Origin of the sequence: Pseudomonas sp. HMSC066A08, from assembly GCF_001813025.1 — a bacterium.
Taxonomy (GTDB): domain Bacteria; phylum Pseudomonadota; class Gammaproteobacteria; order Pseudomonadales; family Pseudomonadaceae; genus Pseudomonas; species Pseudomonas aeruginosa.
In genome coordinates this window covers 399,236-414,627 of the sequence record NZ_KV811305.1, presented here as the reverse complement: position 1 = coordinate 414,627, position 15,392 = coordinate 399,236, and the positions used below count along the sequence as shown (strand labels likewise).

General features: G+C 64.2%; 19 protein-coding genes. 10 read left to right on the top strand and 9 right to left on the bottom strand.

The genetic code is table 11. The annotated features are described in order from the left end of the window. Positions 1 to 138: 138 nt before the first annotated feature. Positions 139 to 1,173 (bottom strand): hypothetical protein, encoded by a 1,035-nt coding sequence (locus HMPREF2886_RS18245; protein WP_070747998.1) that lies wholly within the window; start codon positions 1,171 to 1,173, stop codon positions 139 to 141. A 266-nt stretch (positions 1,174 to 1,439) separates the two neighbouring features. Next, positions 1,440 to 2,096: a GntR family transcriptional regulator gene (locus HMPREF2886_RS18240; RefSeq protein WP_057388322.1), complete on the bottom strand. Its 657-nt coding sequence runs from the start codon at positions 2,094 to 2,096 to the stop codon at positions 1,440 to 1,442. A 104-nt stretch (positions 2,097 to 2,200) separates the two neighbouring features. Between HMPREF2886_RS18240 and HMPREF2886_RS18235 the strand changes: the two genes are divergently transcribed. The 4 genes from HMPREF2886_RS18235 to tal all read left to right on the top strand — a co-directional run bounded on the left by HMPREF2886_RS18235 (position 2,201) and on the right by tal (position 6,628). Continuing rightward, a complete protein-coding gene (locus tag HMPREF2886_RS18235) occupies positions 2,201 to 3,415 on the top strand; it encodes an MFS transporter (protein WP_070747996.1) in 1,215 nt (404 codons plus the stop codon). Between the two features lie 27 nt (positions 3,416 to 3,442). Next, positions 3,443 to 4,036 carry a cysteine hydrolase family protein gene (locus HMPREF2886_RS18230; protein ID WP_070747994.1) on the top strand — a complete coding sequence of 198 codons (594 nt, stop codon included), beginning with the start codon at positions 3,443 to 3,445 and terminating at the stop codon, positions 4,034 to 4,036. Between the two features lie 590 nt (positions 4,037 to 4,626). Further along, a complete protein-coding gene (gene dusA, locus HMPREF2886_RS18220) occupies positions 4,627 to 5,625 on the top strand; it encodes a tRNA dihydrouridine(20/20a) synthase DusA (RefSeq protein ID WP_070747990.1) in 999 nt (332 codons plus the stop codon). Positions 5,626 to 5,704: 79 nt separating this feature from the next. Continuing rightward, complete coding sequence (gene tal / locus HMPREF2886_RS18215; RefSeq protein ID WP_042164877.1) at positions 5,705 to 6,628, top strand: transaldolase; 924 nt, start codon at positions 5,705 to 5,707, stop codon at positions 6,626 to 6,628. A gap of 87 nt (positions 6,629 to 6,715) precedes the next feature. Here tal and rssC read toward each other — a convergent pair whose 3' ends face one another. Beyond that, on the bottom strand, positions 6,716 to 7,198 hold the full coding sequence (gene rssC / locus HMPREF2886_RS18210) for an anti-sigma factor antagonist RssC (RefSeq protein WP_003104052.1): 483 nt from the start codon (positions 7,196 to 7,198) through the stop codon (positions 6,716 to 6,718). Beyond that, positions 7,195 to 8,379, bottom strand: coding sequence for a two-component system response regulator RssB (gene rssB, locus HMPREF2886_RS18205; protein WP_070747988.1), 1,185 nt, complete (start codon positions 8,377 to 8,379; stop codon positions 7,195 to 7,197). The genes rssC and rssB overlap by 4 nt, the downstream gene beginning before the upstream one ends. A gap of 246 nt (positions 8,380 to 8,625) precedes the next feature. Here rssB and pilZ point away from each other — a divergent pair, with 246 nt between their 5' ends. Further along, on the top strand, positions 8,626 to 8,925 hold the full coding sequence (gene pilZ, locus HMPREF2886_RS18200; protein WP_003104055.1) for a cyclic di-GMP-binding protein PilZ: 300 nt from the start codon (positions 8,626 to 8,628) through the stop codon (positions 8,923 to 8,925). 57 nt (positions 8,926 to 8,982) lie between these two features. Here pilZ and HMPREF2886_RS18195 read toward each other — a convergent pair whose 3' ends face one another. Next, complete coding sequence (locus HMPREF2886_RS18195) at positions 8,983 to 9,687, bottom strand: MlaA family lipoprotein (protein WP_003114777.1); 705 nt, start codon at positions 9,685 to 9,687, stop codon at positions 8,983 to 8,985. Positions 9,688 to 9,789: 102 nt separating this feature from the next. On the opposite strand from HMPREF2886_RS18195, the gene HMPREF2886_RS18190 reads away from it, so the two are divergent. After that, on the top strand, positions 9,790 to 10,194 hold the full coding sequence (locus HMPREF2886_RS18190; protein ID WP_003119889.1) for an acyl-CoA thioesterase: 405 nt from the start codon (positions 9,790 to 9,792) through the stop codon (positions 10,192 to 10,194). A 1-nt stretch (position 10,195) separates the two neighbouring features. On the opposite strand, the gene HMPREF2886_RS18185 is transcribed toward HMPREF2886_RS18190, so the two are convergent. Beyond that, positions 10,196 to 10,915: a UTRA domain-containing protein gene (locus HMPREF2886_RS18185; RefSeq protein WP_003104061.1), complete on the bottom strand. Its 720-nt coding sequence runs from the start codon at positions 10,913 to 10,915 to the stop codon at positions 10,196 to 10,198. Positions 10,916 to 11,048: 133 nt separating this feature from the next. Between HMPREF2886_RS18185 and HMPREF2886_RS18180 the strand changes: the two genes are divergently transcribed. The 3 genes from HMPREF2886_RS18180 (at position 11,049) to HMPREF2886_RS18170 (ending at position 12,707) form a co-directional block, all read left to right on the top strand. Continuing rightward, positions 11,049 to 11,792 (top strand): HAD superfamily inactivated hydrolase PcrP, encoded by a 744-nt coding sequence (locus HMPREF2886_RS18180; RefSeq protein WP_042164879.1) that lies wholly within the window; start codon positions 11,049 to 11,051, stop codon positions 11,790 to 11,792. Continuing rightward, a complete protein-coding gene (locus tag HMPREF2886_RS18175; RefSeq protein WP_003090877.1) occupies positions 11,789 to 12,370 on the top strand; it encodes a phosphonate degradation HD-domain oxygenase in 582 nt (193 codons plus the stop codon). The genes HMPREF2886_RS18180 and HMPREF2886_RS18175 overlap by 4 nt, the downstream gene beginning before the upstream one ends. A gap of 73 nt (positions 12,371 to 12,443) precedes the next feature. Further along, positions 12,444 to 12,707 (top strand): DUF4404 family protein, encoded by a 264-nt coding sequence (locus HMPREF2886_RS18170; RefSeq protein ID WP_003090878.1) that lies wholly within the window; start codon positions 12,444 to 12,446, stop codon positions 12,705 to 12,707. A 66-nt stretch (positions 12,708 to 12,773) separates the two neighbouring features. On the opposite strand, the gene queF is transcribed toward HMPREF2886_RS18170, so the two are convergent. The 3 genes from queF to ptrA form a co-directional block, all read right to left on the bottom strand. Continuing rightward, complete coding sequence (queF, locus tag HMPREF2886_RS18165) at positions 12,774 to 13,604, bottom strand: NADPH-dependent 7-cyano-7-deazaguanine reductase QueF (RefSeq protein WP_033970949.1); 831 nt, start codon at positions 13,602 to 13,604, stop codon at positions 12,774 to 12,776. 117 nt (positions 13,605 to 13,721) lie between these two features. Then, positions 13,722 to 14,339: a copper-resistant cuproprotein CopI gene (locus HMPREF2886_RS18160; RefSeq protein ID WP_073648596.1), complete on the bottom strand. Its 618-nt coding sequence runs from the start codon at positions 14,337 to 14,339 to the stop codon at positions 13,722 to 13,724. Between the two features lie 170 nt (positions 14,340 to 14,509). Continuing rightward, positions 14,510 to 14,701, bottom strand: coding sequence for a T3SS anti-activator PtrA (gene ptrA, locus HMPREF2886_RS18155; protein ID WP_033970953.1), 192 nt, complete (start codon positions 14,699 to 14,701; stop codon positions 14,510 to 14,512). A gap of 125 nt (positions 14,702 to 14,826) precedes the next feature. Between ptrA and HMPREF2886_RS18150 the strand changes: the two genes are divergently transcribed. Continuing rightward, on the top strand, positions 14,827 to 15,392 hold a 566-nt coding region (locus tag HMPREF2886_RS18150), incomplete at its 3' end, for a response regulator (protein WP_070747986.1).

Sequence of the window (15,392 nt, the reverse complement as noted above, 5' to 3'; positions counted from 1 at the left end):
CCAGCAGCGCGGCGCACAGCCAAGTCGCGGCACTGCGGGAACCTTGCGATATACGTTCATGTCACCTTCCTTGTGGGGAAACGCTTCCCTGCCGATCGTGGATAGGGGCGGCACCCGGCATCCCTGAGCGAACACCCGCTATTTCAATGACAGCGGCACGCCCCAGACCGGGTCTTCCATACCCTGCTTGCGCAGCGGCGTGATCTGCAGGGGCTGGAGCCTGGACAGCAGTTGCCGGTGTTTGTCGCTCAGGGCCCGCTGGGCGATCAGGGACTGGCTGAAGTCCATCGGCGCCGGCCAGGTGTAGACGGTCAGGTTTTCCAATGGGCATTCGATCTTCTTCGGATCGATCGCCCGGCACTTCGACTGCCGGTACCTGTAGCCGGGGGTCTTCAGGTGCATACGCGGGGCCAGCAGCAATTGCCCGCCCTGCACGGTGAAGCTGGCCAGCGCCTTGTCGACCGGCAGGCGCGCCTGGACCTTGATCGAGGGCACGTCGCGGGAGTCGGTCTGCTGGTAATAGCCGGCCTGGGAGCCCTGGGTCGTCTGCGTGTATTGCTGCTCGCCCCAGCTCACGCAGGCGCCCGAGGCCATATGCACGGCGGTGCAGACCTTCTCGGTCTTGATCTCGCTGCCATAGGTGGCATCCTTCCAGACTTCTTCCCGGTAGTACTCGCGATACAGCTCGGGGGACAGGTACGCGGTGCCATTGGCGCCTTGGCCCGAGCCGGGCGGACCGCTACGGGCGCCGACCTGGTCGAGCAAGCCATGGATCTGGTAGTCGTCGCCGCCGGTCAGCAGATACTTGCCGGGCGGCAGGATATGCACCTCGAAGGCCTTGAACAGATAGGTCTCGTCGGGCTTCCGCTGCAGCGCGTTGGTCTGGAACTTGCGGCCGAAGGTCACCTTCGGATCCTTCTCGTACTCCCAGATCGCCGTAGGCGTCCACTGGGTCATGGTCAGCGCATCGCTCAAGGACTTGTGCGGCATCACATCGGCCACCAGCACCACGGCCATGTTCCCCTTCAACGCCTGGTCCACCAGGTCCAGCATCTGCGCGTTGCGCGGATCGTCCATGCTGCCATAGGCGCCCGAATCGAGTTCCGACACGCAACCGGAAAGGCAAAGCAGCAAGGCGGCGGAAAGGGCGAAACGCGGGCGGGGCAGTCTCATGCATCGATCCTTGATAGAGGCTGGTGCGGGTCGTCGGACGGCCCATCTTACTGGCCCATGCCAGGATCGCAATATTTCAAATGAACTAGGTCGGCAGGGGCGCACCGGCAGGGCCAGGAGCTGCCACGGCCCGCCGGCCCTCGTTGGGTCGGCTCCTCCCGATCAGAATCCCCACAACCGGCTGCAGACCTCCAGGCGTCGGAATCGGCGCCGCCTGGCAGGCGCCTCCTCGGGATACGAGACCGAATCGCCCTGCCCGGCCGGCATCACTCAGGAAGAATGGTGATTCCGCGTGCCCTGAGACTGCGCCGGTCTTTTCGGAGAGTTTCCAGCAACCGGTCCCTTGTTTCCCGAACGTGCGATTCGACCATCCCCGCGGCGCGTTCGATATCGCATGCCCTCAAGGCAGCGATGATGGCGCGATGCTCGGCCCAGCCGTGATGTTCCGGTTGGCTCTCCAACCATCTGACACGCTGGAGGCGCGTCAGGGCCTCGCCGAGCCCCCGACTGATGAATTCATTGCGGGCCAAACCGGCAATCCAAAGGTGGAATTGGCGTCCGGCAGACTCGGTCTCTTCTGCCGAGGCATTTGTCGGCACCGCATCCAGTATGGCCTCCCCCTCCCGGAGATAGCTTTCTTCCGCCTCTTTTCCACCGAGGCGAACCGCCGTTACCTCAAGCATCTCCCGGTAAACGAACAATTGTTCTATTTCCTGAAGATCGATGGGCGGCACCAGCCATCCCCGGCCCTCCCTCGCAACGAGACCTTCAGCCTCGAGGCGAACCAGTGCCGTGCGGATAGAGCTTCGCGAGGCCCCTGTCTGCCCTTCGAGCCAGCGCTCCGTCAGGCGCTCTCCAGGGCCGATCTCCATATCCAGAATCAAGCGGCGCAGCCGCTCTTCAGCCTGCTGAATGACCGTCATTAGGTGCCTCCGATTGACAGATCCATTGGCCAACGTCAATGTATACCAAGTTGGTATACCAAAATGACTGTGTGGTAACGAGTGTCTCTGATCGGAGTCTGCTGATGCAAGGCAACATGAACGAACCCGCTATCGAATGCTGGCAACGCAACCTCGCCGTGTGCTTGTTCGGAGCCTTCACCACCGTCTTCGCCATGACACTTATCCTGCCGTTCCTCCCGGTCTACATAGGTCAACTCGGGGTATCGGGCCACGCCGCAATCGTGCAGTGGTCGGGTATCGCCTACGCCGCCACTTTCGTCACCGCCGGGTTGGTAGCACCGCTTTGGGGGATGCTTGGCGACCGCTACGGTCGTAAGCCCATGCTGGTCCGAGCCAGCCTGGGAATGGCGATCACCATGTTGCTGATGGGGCTGGCCTCCGATATCTGGCAATTCATCGGCTTGCGCTTGTTGGCGGGAATCGCCGGCGGGTACTCGTCGGGGGCAACGATCCTGATCGCGGTGCAAGCTCCGAAATCCCGTTCGGCCTGGGCATTGGGGCTTCTTTCCTCGGGCGTGATGGCCGGCAATCTGTTAGGGCCGCTGGTAGGCGGCTTCCTGCCTCCTCTGATCGGCATACGAGCCACATTCTGGGGCGCCAGTGGATTGATCTTCATTGCGTTTGTCTTCACGACCTTCATGTTGCGCGAGACTGCACGCCCCTCCGTCCCCGCCGTCGAAGAACCTCACAAGGTCGGTTGGTCGAATATGCCCAACAAGGCGGTGATCCTCGCCATGCTGGCGACAGGCCTGCTGCTGATGATTGCCAACATGTCGGTCGAACCGATTATCACCGTCTATATCGAAACGCTGCTCGAGGACTCGAGGCGGGTGACGTCTGTGGCGGGTCTGGCCATGTCGGCGGCAGCGCTCGGAAGCATCATCTCCGCGACCTATCTGGGTAAGGTGGCCGACCGGATTGGCTACGGCGTCATCATGATAGCCGCGCTGAGCGTCGCGGCCGTCCTGCTGATTCCCCAGGCTTTCGTATATGCGGGGTGGCAACTCATCGCCCTGCGCTTCCTGATGGGCATGGCGCTTGGCGGCCTGCTTCCGTGCATGGCCGCTGTAATCCGCCATAGCGTCCCGGAGCGATTCGTCGGCTCGGCAATGGGCTGGTCGCTCTCCGCGCAATTCGCCGGCCAGGTAATCGGGCCGGTAATCGGAGGGTTCGTCGGTGGCCAGTTCGGGATGCGCAGCGTTTTCCTGGTAACCAGCCTGTTGATGCTGGCAGGAGCGCTATTCAACTGGCGAACCCTTGGGCACTCCACCCGCTAGACGGTTTTCCACCACCCAGAGGTCGTCATGACTGAGCCCGTGTTTGAATCTCCCTTTAATTCCGCCCTGCTGCTGATGGACTTCCAGGAGTTCGTGCTGAACAACTTCGTGCCCGCACCTCGCGCAGCCGAGGTAGTGGCCCGCACCTCCAGATTTCTTTCCAGGGTACGGCAAACCGATATGCTGGTAGTTCATGTAACGGTGGGCTGCCCGCCCGATGGTCCGCCAATGGGCAGGCGCAACAGGCTCTTCCGCGAGCTACGTGAAAGTGGCCTGATCGAACCGGGAAGCCCCGGGATGGCGATCACCGCCGCCTTGCAGCCGATCGAAAGCGAACCGGTCATTACGAAGAGTCGCGTCGGCGCCTTCACGGGTACGGAACTGGACGAGCTTCTCTGGGCGCATGATATTGAAACGTTGCTCATCGCTGGAGCCACTACGTCAGGCGTAGTGCTGACGACGGTTCGCCAAGCGTTCGATCTGGACTACCAGTTGGTTGTGCTCAGAGACGGCTGTGTCGATGGCGATGCAGAGTTGCATGACTACCTCATGGCCAGAGTCATTTCCGACCACGCCGCGATCACCGAAATCGATGAAGTGGTGAAAACTCTACGCATGTAGAGTGCGCCAACCATACAGAAGCACCGGTCGTTCCCGAGTACCGCCGCCCAGATCCTTGGCAACTTCCCTCGCTCGATCCCACTCCGATAAAAAAGCATCGGCGATGTGCTCGGCGACTCCTCGGGGCTATCGAAGCTGACCATCAGTAGCGTCAAGGCCCCTCACCGGGAACGCTCCTTTGGGCTGGAACCCGCCTCCCTGCCAAAAGGCTTTCAAGATCCGGGAGTTCGATACTATCGTCGAACGCATGTAGAGAGGCCCAGTGGAGGGTAACGACTAGCTCCTCGGGCCTGGCAACCATCTGCCTGGCGGCGCCCCAAAAAATGGCGATCGAGTCCATCCCCACGAAAGATGTAGCAGGGGTGGAGATTCTGGCCAGTGACTGAAAAACGGTGGCGGCCCAGGTCGAGAGGCTGATGGAGACATCATCCGAATCGAAGTACTGATGACAGCCTACGAGCCGTGTTGGAAGGCCTCGGTTCTCGGACACCGACGCTGGGCGGGTGGAACTGCTCATTGCCGACGATATGGCAAAGGCCCCATCCCTGATAAAATCCCCGCCCTGCTCCGCTCCTCCTATCGAAGTCCCGATGCGCCCAGAACCGACCACCACCCCCGCCACCCTCTCCCGCCGCTTCTCCGTTGCGCCGATGATGGACTGGACCGATCGCCACTGCCGCTTCTTCCTGCGCCAGTTGTCCCGTCACGCCCTGCTCTACACCGAGATGGTCACTACCGGCGCGTTGCTGCACGGCGATCGCCAGCGCTTCCTCCGCTACGACGAATGCGAGCACCCACTGGCGCTGCAACTGGGCGGCAGCGTGCCGGCGGAACTGGCGGCCTGCGCGCGGTTGGCGGAAGAGGCCGGCTACGACGAGGTCAACCTCAACGTCGGTTGCCCCAGCGACCGGGTCCAGCACAACATGATCGGCGCCTGCCTGATGGGGCATCCGGCGCTGGTGGCGGATTGCGTGAAGGCGATGCTGGATGCGGTGGAGATAGCGGTGACGGTGAAGCATCGCATCGGCATCAACGGGCGCGACAGTTATGCCGAGCTCTGCGATTTCGTCGGCCAGGTGCGCGAGGCTGGCTGCCGGAGCTTCACCGTGCATGCACGGATCGCCATCCTCGAAGGGCTCTCGCCCAAGGAGAACCGCGAGGTGCCACCGCTGCGCTACGAGGTCGCGGCGCAATTGAAGAAGGACTTCCCGGACCTGGAGATCGTCCTCAACGGCGGCATCAAGACCTTAGAGGCTTGCCGCGAGCACCTGCAGACCTTCGACGGCGTGATGCTCGGTCGCGAGGCCTACCACAACCCCTACCTGCTGACCGCGGTGGACAGCCAGTTGTTCGGCAGCGAAGCGCCGCCGCTCAGTCGCAGCGAGGCCTTGCTCCGTCTGCGTCCGTACATCGAGCGACACCAGGCCGAAGGCGGCGCGATGCATCACGTGACCCGCCATATCCTCGGCCTGGCCCAGGGCTTCCCGGGCTCCCGGCGATTCCGCCAATTGCTCTCGGTGGACGTGCACAAGGCCGCCGATCCGCTGCGGGTTTTCGACCAGGCGCTGGAACTTCTGGCGGGGCGATAGCTCCCATTGAGCCGCGCCTGCGGCTCGGGTAAGGTCGGGGAATTCTTCTTCCCAAGAACCCACCTGACAAGACCTCGCCATGACTTCGAAGCTGGAACAACTCAAGCAATACACCACGGTGGTCGCCGACACCGGCGACTTCGATGCCATTGCCCGCCTGAAGCCGGTGGACGCCACCACCAACCCGTCGCTGCTGCTCAAGGCCGCCGCCCTGCCGCGCTACGCCGAGCACCTTCGACAGGCTACCGCGGGTAGCGGCGGCGACGCCGGACTGGCTTGCGACCGCTTCGCCGTGGCAGTCGGCAAGGACATCCTCGGAGTCATTCCCGGACGTATTTCCACCGAAGTCGACGCGCGCCTGTCGTTCGACAGCGAGGCCACCCTCGCCCGCGCCCACCGCCTGATCGAGCTGTACGACGAACAGGGCATCGACCGCGAGCGGGTGCTGATCAAGATCGCCTCCACCTGGGAAGGAATCCGCGCCGCCGAGATTCTGGAACGCGAGGGCATCCAGACCAACCTGACCCTGCTGTTCTCCTTCGCCCAGGCGGTGGCCTGCGCCGACGCCGGGGTGTTCCTCATCTCGCCGTTCGTCGGGCGCATCTACGACTGGTACAGGAAGAGCGAGAACCGCGACTACGTCGGCGCCGAGGATCCCGGCGTGCAGTCGGTCTCGCGCATCTATCGCTACTACAAGGCCAACGGCTACAAGACGGTGGTGATGGGCGCCAGCTTCCGCAATCTCGGCCAGATCGAGCAACTGGCCGGCTGCGACCGCCTGACCATCAGTCCCGACCTGCTGCAACAACTGGCTGACGCCCAGGGCGAGCTGCCACGCCTGCTGCTGCCGGGCGAAGGCGAGCCGCGCCAGGTGCTCGACGAGAGCGCTTTCCGTTGGCAGATGAACGAGGACGCCATGGCCACCGAAAAGCTGGCCGAAGGCATCCGCCTGTTCGCACGCGACCAGGAAAAGCTCGAATACCAGTTGGCGACCCGCCACTGATCGCCGCTGCCGGCGGGACGCGCATGCAGGGCGTCCCGTTCCGGCGCAGCGGAGGATTCAGCAGGAATTCGGGAAGGGATCGACCGGTTAATGGCGCTCCAGGGCGCTGACCAGGTCGTGGAAGGCTTCGCGGTTGGATTCGTTGAGGCCCATCAGGATGCGGTGCGCCTCCAGGACCTTGTCGCGCACCACATCTTCCGACTGGTCCTGCGGCGGCAGGTCGGACAGGCATTCCGGGCACGGAATCGGACGATCGACGATATTGAACACCTGATCGAAGCCCATCGACTGCAACAGACGGGTAATGTCCGGATTGGTGGTCACCAGCGTGGGCAACAGGCCGATTTTCTGCCGCGACAGGATGGACAGCTTGGCCAGCAGGCCGAGTGTGGTGCTATCGATGCTCTGGGTTTCCGTAAGATCGATGATGATCGCCGAAAAGTTCAGCGCAGCGAAGATCTTTTCGATGGTGGAATCCAGGGCCGAGCACAGGGTGAGGCGGACCTCACCGACGAATTTCAGAACGAAGGAGCCGTTCTGTTCGGCAAACTGGATTTTACCGGTACTCATGCAAGGTTCCTGCTCAACACCAGCAAGGCGATATCATCCGGCATCTCCGCCAGGTTGGCCAGCCCGAAGACCTGGCGCAGCCCGTCGAGGGTGCCTCCGGCGGCTGCCACCTGTTCCGGTAGCGAAGCCTCTTTCTCCTTCAGCGTAGCTCCTGGCAACACATCGAGGATGCCATCGGAAAACAGCGAGAGACTGAAGGAAGGCGGCAACTCCATGACCCGGTCGTCATAGGTCGCATCGTCGAACAGGCCCACCGGCAGGCCACGGCCCTCCAGGTAGCTCGCCTGCCCTTCGACGAACAACACAGGAAGCGGCAGGTGGCCGCCGATGCTGTAGGTCAGGCTGTTCTTCTCCAGGTCGATGACCCCGCCGAGCATGGTCACATGCTTGCCCAACTTGGTGTTGATCAGGCCGCGGTTGATGTGCGCCAGCACCTCGGACGGCTTGAACTCCGGGAGCGTGCCGTTGCGCCGCGACTCATAGAGCAGGCGCGTGGTCATGAACTTCAGCAGCACCGTGACGAAGGCCGAGGAAGCGCCATGGCCGGAAACGTCGGCCAGGTAGAACGCCACGCGCCGCTCGTCGACCCGGAAGTAGTCGACGAAATCGCCGGAGAGATACAGCGACGGAATGATCCGGTGGGAAAACTCCAGCCCCTCGATGCTCCACGGCGTCACCGGAAGCATGTTCATCTGCACCTGGCGGCCGGCGTTCTGGTCTTCCTGGAGCAGGTTCAGGCTGGCCTGCAACTCGCGGTTGGCGGCTTCCAGCTTGTCGCGGTAGCGCTGGTTCTCGACCCGCAGGTAGGCGCGATCCAAGGCCCGGCGCACCGAATGCTCGAGCACCGCGAGGTCTTCCAGGGGCTTGATCAGGTAGTCGGCGGCGCCCAGGCGCAAGGCTTCCACCGCATCACTCATCACGCCGGCTCCGGAAAGCACGATGATCGGCGTTTCCGAAGCGGTCTGGCGGATGCGGCGGATCAGTTCGAGGCCGTCGATCTGCGGCATGCGCAAATCGCAAATGACCAGGTCCGGCTGTTCGCTTTCGAAGATCTGCAGGCCCTGCAGACCGTTGAAGGCCTGCAACACCTTGAAGTTGCTGTCTTCCAAGTAGGCGGCGAGGCTTTCGCGCACCACCTCGTCGTCATCGATGATCAGCAGCGTGGCACTGACTTTATGCATGGGTCATCCAGGCAAACGGCGCCGGAAACAGTGGGTCCTAGGCGCTTATTGTAAGTGACAACAGCGCGGCTACGGGGTTCGACAAGGCGCAGACGGTACTCCCATCCGTTGAGCAGTTCAAGCCGTTGACCTTTGCCGGAAAATCCGCCTTTGTCCGTCCGATCCCGTCCGCACGGTATAAACTTTGACGATAATCGCCAGGATTGCCAGTCGCCCTCCCATCGCCCCGACCATGAGGATCAGCCCATGCAGCCCATCGAGCACAACTACAGCGAGAAGCGCGACTTCATCCGCATGAAGCTCGACACCCCGGTCACCATCCGCTGCGAAGGCCGCGAGTCGGTGGCCCTGTGCCGGGACCTGTCCGCCAGCGGGCTGCTGCTGGAAGCACAAAGCGAGCTGGCTCCGGGTGACCACCTGCGGGTGAGCATCCCCTCCACCCACGAGACCCTCACCGGCCTGGAACTGGAAGCCCGCGTGGTGCGCTGCGAACGCCTCGGCCCGGGGCGGCATAGCCTGGGGCTGAGCATCGTCGCGATCCACTGAAACGACGAAAGGCGACCCAAGGGCCGCCTTTCCAGGTGTCGCGCGAAGCGGGCCGACTTAGAAGTCGTCCTCCACCTCGCCGTCCTTGACCTTGAACTCGCGGTTCTGCAGGTAGGCGTTGCGGATGAAGATGTACTTGTCGCCGCTGATCAGTTTTTCCGACTTCAGCAGGTTGGCACGGGTGTCGACGGTGTTGATGCCGAACATCACGTTGCGCGCACGTACGTCGTCCATGTAGTGGTAGGGACTGACATAGATGTCCGGGATCTTCGCCGGGGCATCGCGCAGCGTGCTCGGGCCGAGGAACGGCAGCATCACGTACGGGCCGCTGCCGACCCCCCAATAACCCAGGGTCTGGCCGAAGTCCTCATCGTTGCGCTGCAGGCCCATCGGGGTCGCCACGTCGATCAACCCGGCCAGGCCGAAGGTGCTGTTGAACAGCAGGCGGCTGGTGTCCACGCCGGCATTGTGGAACTTGGCCTGCAACAGGTTGTTGGCCAGGTTCTTCACGTCGCCGAGGTTGTTGAAGAAGTTGTGCACGCCGTCCTGAACGAAGTTCGGGGTGACCTTCTGGTAACCCTGGGCCAGCGGTTTCAGCGCATAGGTGTCCAGGGTGTCGTTGAAGGTGAAGATGGGGCGGTTGATGCTTTCCCAAGGGTCTTCTTCACTGGCCGCCAGGGACAGCGTGGGTGCCAATGCGAGGCTGGCGCAAGCCAGGATTCGGGCACTACGTTCGATCCAGTTCACGCCGCGGGCGCGCATTGCTGTATCTCCTTTGCATGACTAGTCTTGGCCGCCAGCGCGGCTTCAGCGTGCGCGCAGTATATAGGCTCGCATCGATTTTGAGACTAGAAGAGTTACGAGATGGCTGACAGACAATTGCTACACACGGCCCATATCCCGGTGCGCTGGGGCGACATGGACAGCTACGGGCACGTCAACAACACCCTCTATTTCCAGTACCTGGAAGAAGCCCGGGTAGCCTGGTTCGAAACCCTCGGCATCGACCTGGAAGGCGCTGCCGAGGGGCCGGTCGTGCTGCAAAGCCTGCACACCTACCTGAAGCCGGTGGTGCATCCGGCCACCGTGGTGGTGGAGTTGTACGCCGGCAAGCTGGGCACCAGCAGCCTGGTACTGGAACATCGCCTGCGCACCCTGGAAGATCCGCAAGGCACCTATGGCGAAGGCCACTGCAAGCTGGTCTGGGTGCGCCACGCGGAAAACCGTTCGACGCCCGTGCCGGACAGCATACGCGCCGCGATCGCCTGACTCAGGCGCCCGGATAGGCCGCGTCGAGCACGATCTCCAGGGCGTCCGGACGCCAGAATTCCTGGTCGAACTCGACCACCCTCTGCCCCTCCGCGTAACTCAGTCGCTCCAGGTACAGCGCCGGCGAACCCGGAGCCAGTTGCAGCGGCTCGGCCTGGGCCGCGTTCAGCGCGGTCGGGTGCATCGCCAGTTGGCAGCGCGTCGGCTGCAGGCCGAAACGCTCGCGCAGCAGGCTCATCAGCGAAGTATCGAGGTCGTGGTCCAGCAGGCCTGGGCACCACCCGGCATCCAGGGCGATCAGCTCGATCAGCACCGGACGTTCGTCCACCCAGCGGCGCCGTTGCAGGAAATACACCGGCGCGCTGTCCTCCAGCCCCATCCGCTTGGCCAGCCAGGCGCCGGCTGCACGCCGCTCGGCGTGCAGCGTCTCGGTACGCGGCTGGCGTCCCTGGGCGCTGACGTATTCCATGAAGCCGGTGGTACGGGTCGGGTTGTAGCGGATCCGCGGCGGCGCGACGAACCAGCCGCGGCGGTTCTCGCGATAGACCAGGCCTTCGGTTTCCAATTGCTGCAGGGCTTCGCGAAGGGTGATGCGGGTACACAGGAAGCGCTCGGCCAACTCCCGCTCGGAGGGAAGTTTCACCTGCAGCACACCCTGGGCGATATCCGCGGCGAGCTGGTCGCGGATGCGCAGGTACTGACGAGATTGATCGACCGGCATGACGGCCTCGCTGATTCAGAACGGCCGATTATAACGGTAGCCCGTCGGCCTATCGCCACTGCCACGAAAACGTCACGGCGGCGTCACAAAACCCCTCTAGTCTGGCCTAGACCATTTGCCAGACGCCTTTCGCATGCCCAGCTCCGACCAACTCCCGCGCTTCACCGCCCTGCTCTTCGGACTCTCCGGCGGCCTGGTGGATTTCGGCGCCCGGACCCTGTCCCTGGCGCTGCTGCGCAGCCATCCGCATAGCCCTGCCGAGCACCTCCGCGATGCCAGTCTGCTGCCTTTCACCGAGGCACAAAGCTTCCTGTTGCAGCGCAAGCCGAACAAGAGCGAACGCCAGCGCCTGGAGCAGGCCCTCGACGAAGCCGCCGGGGAACAGGCCGAAGCCATCGCCGGTGCCGTGGCCCTGCTGGAGAGCCTGGACGAACAACGGATTCCCTACGCCTGGCAGGACGAGCTACCGGAATCGGTCTGCCAGCGCCTTGCCGCGCCGCTCGGCCGGGCGGACGCCCTGATCCCCCTCGCCGGCGCGCGCCCCTGGCCGGCCCCCGATGGCTGCTGGCAGGCCCTCGCCCGGCTGGGCATCGAGCGCCTCGACGGCTGCGTGCTGGTCAGCGCCCAACCGCGTCAACTCCAGGCCGGACTCAATGCCGGGCTATGGACCATCGGCCTGGCCGCCAGCGGGCCGTCGTGCGGCCTCTCGCCGGCCGACTGGGACGCTCTCGGGCACACCGAGCGCGACCGCTTGCGCGCCGACGCCACCCTGGAACTGTACCGCCTGGGCGTGCATTCCGTGATCGATCACCTGGGCGAGCTGCAACCCTGTCTGCACGACCTCGCCGTCCGCCGCCTGAAAGGAGAAAAACCATGAGCCGCGCCCGTCACCGCTTTCTCGACGAACTGGCCGAACGCTTCGCCAGCCATGGCGCCGAGCCCTATGGCGAGGCAGTCAGCCAGGCCGAGCACGCGCTGCAGTGTGCGACCCTGGCCGAGCGCGCCGGCTGCTCGGACAGCCTTGTAGTCGCCGCCCTGCTGCACGATATCGGCCACCTCTACGAAGACCCGGCGCAGATCGACGAGGAGGACCTGCGCCACGAGGAGTTCGGCGCACGCCTGCTGCGCGAGCTGTTCCCAGAGTCGGTCTGGCAGCCGGTGCGCCTGCACGTATCGGCCAAGCGCTTCCTCTGCGCGGTGGACCCGAGCTATCACGCCAGCCTGTCGCCGGCCTCCCGGCACAGCCTGGTACTGCAAGGCGGGCCGTTCGACGAGCGTGCCGCCGCGGCCTATATCAAGGCGCCCTATGCCCAGGACGGCCTGACCCTGCGCCGCCTCGACGACCTGGCCAAGGACCCGGCCATGCGCACCCCCGAACTGACGCACTTCTTCCCGCTGCTGGAACGCCTGCTGCGGATTGATCCGGATCGCGCACATCTGCGCCCGACAGGTTAATCTGTTCGGCATGGACGGACCTTTCGGCGCCCGCCGGAGGTCCACCGAAGACTTGTACGTCGAGGGAAATACCATGCCGAAAGAGAGTCTGCTGCGCGAACTGTCCGCCCTGCGCGAGCAACTGGAGCAACAACCGCCGCTGAACGAAGAGCAGCGCGCCGAACTGGAACTCCTGATCAGGGATATCGAACTGAAACTGGCCAACGAGGACGCCCTCAACGAAGGCAGCCTGGTCGATGGGGTCAACCTCGCCGTCGAGCGCTTCGAGGTCAGCCACCCAACCCTCGCCGGCACGCTCCGCTCCATCGTGCAGAGCCTGGCCAACATGGGTATCTGAACGACTTGCCGAAATGAAAAGCCCCGGCACGGCCGGGGCTTTTTCGTATCCGCGTGTTGCGAGGCGTTACTGGCGCACCAGGCGTCGGTTGTCCGGTGCGACCTCCGCCAGGCTGCGGTAGGGATTGATATCCAGGCCGCCACGGCGTACGTAGCGCGCGTAGACGCTGAGCGCCTGGGGACGCAGCAGGCGCTGCAGGTCGAGGAAGATGCGTTCGACGCACTGTTCGTGGAAGTCCTGGTGCTGGCGGAAGGAAACCAGGTAGGCCAGCAGGCTGGCCGGGTCCAGCGCCGGGCCCCGGTAGTCGACCACCAGGGTGCCCCAGTCGGGCTGGCCGGTGACCGGGCAGTTGGACTTGAGCAGATGGCTGTAGAGCTGCTCCTCGACGATCCGCCCGGCGTCGCAGCGCAGCAGTTCCGGGCGCGGCTGCTCGTAGCCGTCGACGGCGATGTCCAGCTCGTCGATGCAGCGCCCCGGCAGGCGCCCGATGCCCTCCTCGGCAACCTCGTCGAGGCTGCGCAGGCGCACGCCCACGGGCGCCCCGGCAGCGGCCGAGAGGTCTTTCTCCAGTACCGCGCGAAGCGCCTCGCGACTATCGAAGGCGGACTGGTTGAGGGAATTGAGGTAGAGCTTGAACGACTTCGACTCGATGATGTTCGGCGAGCCCGCCGGGATCGAGAACTCGCCGATCGCCACCACCGGCTTGCCGGCCGGGGTCAGCCAGGACAGCTCGTAGCAGTTCCAGATATCCACGCCGCGATAAGGCAGGGTCTCGGCGCTCAGGCCAAGCTCGGCCCATTTCGCCGTGCGTGAAATGGGAAAAAGCAGCGACGGCGTGTAGCTGGAGACGTATTCGCTGGTCTTGCCCAGCGGCGAATGTTCGGCGGGATGGTGCATGTGGGAAACCTGCTGGATGAATCGCGCAGGGCCCTTCCCCGCGCGCCGCGCCGCACTGGCGGGCGGCGGCAAGTGTATACGGATCGGCCGGCATCTTCACGCCGGCCGTCCGCCGGCTCAGGGCTGCACGGTCAGTTGGCCGACCATTCCGGCCTGGTAGTGGCCGGGGATGTTGCAGGCGAACTCCAGCCGGGTGGCCTTGGCGAAGGTCCAGGTCAGCTCGGCGCTCTTGCCCGGCTCGACCAGCACGCTGTTGGGATCGTCGTGCTTCATCATCCGGCCATGGTCCATGCCGCCCATGCCGTGGCCCATCTGACTATGGTCCATCGACGCCATGCCGGTCGGGGTGAGCATCCCGGACTGCTGCATCTCCAGCATCTCCTTCTGGTGCTCGGCATGCATCGCCGCGTCGCCCAGGTTGAACTCGTGCAACAGCTTGCCTTCGTTCTTCAGCACGAAGCGGACCGTCTCGCCGGCCTTGACCTCGATCGCCCGCGGCTTGAAGTACATGTCGCCGAGCACCACCTCGATGCTGCGGCTGGCCTGCGCGGCCTGGGCCGGCTTGCCGAAGGCCTGGCCGTGGGCCGGCGAAGCCTGGGCGCTGGCGCCGAAAAGCACGCCGAGAACGATCAGGGAAGCGGGAAGCAGGCGGCGCGGAAACATACGGGGAATCTCCATCGGGTTGATGTCGCCTATCCTGTGTCGCTGCGCCTGCCGGCTGGCTGTCGGGAGCATTACATCTTTGTCAGCTTGCCGCCGTTGCGGACCGCGAAGGCTAAGATCGCCCAGCGCCACCGACGGGCATAAAAAACCCGCCGACCGGAAACCAGGGAACCGGTGGCGGGTGAAGACGGGATCGGAGCCCTCCGTCATCCCGTGTGGAGCCGGGGTGGAAGAACTGGCGCTCAGCAGTTTTCCTTGTCCTTCTTCATCGCTTCGGCCTGCTTCGCCAGTTTCTCCTGGTGCGCGGCACGAGCCTTGGCGGCCTGGGCCTGCATGCGCTCGAAGACGATGTCGCCGCCGCTGTCGGCCATGGCTGGAACGGTCGGGGCGAGGACCAGCAGGAAAGCGAGGGTGGAGGCAGTGAAGGTACGCATGGGAAGTCTCCTCGAATGAGTTCCCATGTAGTCTGCGCGGGGGCCACTGTCGCCCCCGTTACCCACTGATTACGATGCTGTCAGAAACAGGTCGGCATGGCCGGCAAATGTAACGAGGGATGAACATGAAACTGCTGATCGTCGAAGACGAACCGCGCATCGGCCAGTACCTGCGCCAGGGGCTCGCCGAGGCAGGCTTCGCCGTCGACCTGAGCGACGATGGCAACGAGGGCGAGCAACTGGCCCTGGGCGGCGACTACGACCTGCTGATCCTCGACGTCATGCTGCCCGGCCGTGACGGCTGGCAGATCCTGCGCAGCGTGCGCGACGCCGGGATGACCGTACCGGTGTTGTTCCTGACCGCCCGCGATGCCGTCGAGGACCGCGTGCGAGGTCTCGAACAAGGCGCCGACGATTACCTGGTGAAGCCCTTCGCCTTCGTCGAACTGCTCGCCCGGGTGCGCACCCTGCTGCGCCGGGGCAGCCAGCAGTTGCAGGAGACCACCCTGCAACTGGCCGACCTCGAACTCGACTTGCTGCGCCGCCGGGTGCAACGCCAGGGCAAGCGGATCGACCTCACCGCCAAGGAGTTCGCCCTGCTCGAACTGCTGCTACGGCGCAGCGGCGAGGTGCTGCCCAAGTCGCTGATCGCCTCGCAGGTCTGGGACATGAACTTCGACAGCGACACCAA

What these genes read in the sequence shown, in the direction of transcription:
- ptrA (WP_033970953.1), bottom strand. Translation starts at nt 14,701, where the DNA reads ATGCGTACCTTCACTGCCTCCACCCTCGCTTTCCTGCTGGTCCTCGCC.
- HMPREF2886_RS18175 (WP_003090877.1), top strand. Translation starts at nt 11,789, where the DNA reads ATGAGCCGCGCCCGTCACCGCTTTCTCGACGAACTGGCCGAACGCTTC.
- HMPREF2886_RS18190 (WP_003119889.1), top strand. Translation starts at nt 9,790, where the DNA reads ATGGCTGACAGACAATTGCTACACACGGCCCATATCCCGGTGCGCTGG.
- HMPREF2886_RS18185 (WP_003104061.1), bottom strand. Translation starts at nt 10,915, where the DNA reads ATGCCGGTCGATCAATCTCGTCAGTACCTGCGCATCCGCGACCAGCTC.
- dusA (WP_070747990.1), top strand. Translation starts at nt 4,627, where the DNA reads ATGCGCCCAGAACCGACCACCACCCCCGCCACCCTCTCCCGCCGCTTC.
- HMPREF2886_RS18230 (WP_070747994.1), top strand. Translation starts at nt 3,443, where the DNA reads ATGACTGAGCCCGTGTTTGAATCTCCCTTTAATTCCGCCCTGCTGCTG.
- HMPREF2886_RS18170 (WP_003090878.1), top strand. Translation starts at nt 12,444, where the DNA reads ATGCCGAAAGAGAGTCTGCTGCGCGAACTGTCCGCCCTGCGCGAGCAA.
- HMPREF2886_RS18180 (WP_042164879.1), top strand. Translation starts at nt 11,049, where the DNA reads ATGCCCAGCTCCGACCAACTCCCGCGCTTCACCGCCCTGCTCTTCGGA.
- rssB (WP_070747988.1), bottom strand. Translation starts at nt 8,379, where the DNA reads ATGCATAAAGTCAGTGCCACGCTGCTGATCATCGATGACGACGAGGTG.
- queF (WP_033970949.1), bottom strand. Translation starts at nt 13,604, where the DNA reads ATGCACCATCCCGCCGAACATTCGCCGCTGGGCAAGACCAGCGAATAC.
- HMPREF2886_RS18245 (WP_070747998.1), bottom strand. Translation starts at nt 1,173, where the DNA reads ATGAGACTGCCCCGCCCGCGTTTCGCCCTTTCCGCCGCCTTGCTGCTT.
- rssC (WP_003104052.1), bottom strand. Translation starts at nt 7,198, where the DNA reads ATGAGTACCGGTAAAATCCAGTTTGCCGAACAGAACGGCTCCTTCGTT.
- HMPREF2886_RS18195 (WP_003114777.1), bottom strand. Translation starts at nt 9,687, where the DNA reads ATGCGCGCCCGCGGCGTGAACTGGATCGAACGTAGTGCCCGAATCCTG.
- pilZ (WP_003104055.1), top strand. Translation starts at nt 8,626, where the DNA reads ATGCAGCCCATCGAGCACAACTACAGCGAGAAGCGCGACTTCATCCGC.
- HMPREF2886_RS18240 (WP_057388322.1), bottom strand. Translation starts at nt 2,096, where the DNA reads ATGACGGTCATTCAGCAGGCTGAAGAGCGGCTGCGCCGCTTGATTCTG.
- HMPREF2886_RS18160 (WP_073648596.1), bottom strand. Translation starts at nt 14,339, where the DNA reads ATGCTCCCGACAGCCAGCCGGCAGGCGCAGCGACACAGGATAGGCGAC.
- HMPREF2886_RS18235 (WP_070747996.1), top strand. Translation starts at nt 2,201, where the DNA reads ATGCAAGGCAACATGAACGAACCCGCTATCGAATGCTGGCAACGCAAC.
- tal (WP_042164877.1), top strand. Translation starts at nt 5,705, where the DNA reads ATGACTTCGAAGCTGGAACAACTCAAGCAATACACCACGGTGGTCGCC.